The organism is Cupriavidus sp. BIS7 (assembly GCF_000292345.1).
In the GTDB taxonomy this organism is placed as follows: domain Bacteria; phylum Pseudomonadota; class Gammaproteobacteria; order Burkholderiales; family Burkholderiaceae; genus Cupriavidus.
This window is the reverse complement of the sequence record NZ_ALOU01000133.1, coordinates 1-660: the sequence shown is the minus strand read 5'-3', so window position 1 is coordinate 660 and position 660 is coordinate 1. Positions and strand designations below refer to the sequence as shown.

Sequence of the window (660 nt, the reverse complement as noted above, 5' to 3'; positions counted from 1 at the left end):
CGGCAAGTCGGAAGCCAGCAACGAAGCCAAGCCCGCCGAGCAGTCGCCGGCCAAGCAAGGCTGACCACGCAACACATAGGGAGCCAGATTCATGGCGAAGTTTTTCATCGACCGGCCGGTGTTCGCGTGGGTGCTTGCGCTGATCATCGTGCTGGGCGGCGCGCTTGCGATCCTGCAACTGCCGATCGCGCAGTACCCCAATATCGCGCCCCCGATCATCTCGGTCAGCACGACCTACCCCGGCGCATCGGCCAAGACCATCGAGGACACGGTGGTGACCCCGATCGAGCAGGAGCTCAACGGCGCGCCGAGCCTGCTCTATTACGAGTCGCAGAGTGAAGCGTCCGGCCTGGCCACGATCAACATCGCGTTCGCGCCGGGCTCGAATGCCGACCTGAACTCCGTGGAAGTGCAGAACCGCCTGAAGCGCGTGGAAGCGCGCCTGCCGGCGGAAGTGCGCCAGCAGGGTGTGCGGGTCGACAAGGCCGGCAACAACTACATGATGTTCATCACGGTCTCGTCCAAGTCCGGCAATTCGGACGCGATCGAGCTCGGCAACTTCGTGTCGGCCCAGGTCGTGGACTCGATCCGCCGCGTACCCGGCGTCGGTGCGGCTGACCTGTTCGGCACCGAATATGCAATGCGGATCTGGCTGGACCC

The 660-nt window shown here is 64.4% G+C and carries 1 protein-coding gene; it reads left to right on the top strand.

What is annotated here, in order from left to right:
* Positions 1–91: 91 nt before the first annotated feature.
* On the top strand, positions 92–660 hold a 569-nt coding region (locus tag B552_RS28030), incomplete at its 3' end, for an efflux RND transporter permease subunit (protein ID WP_035880501.1).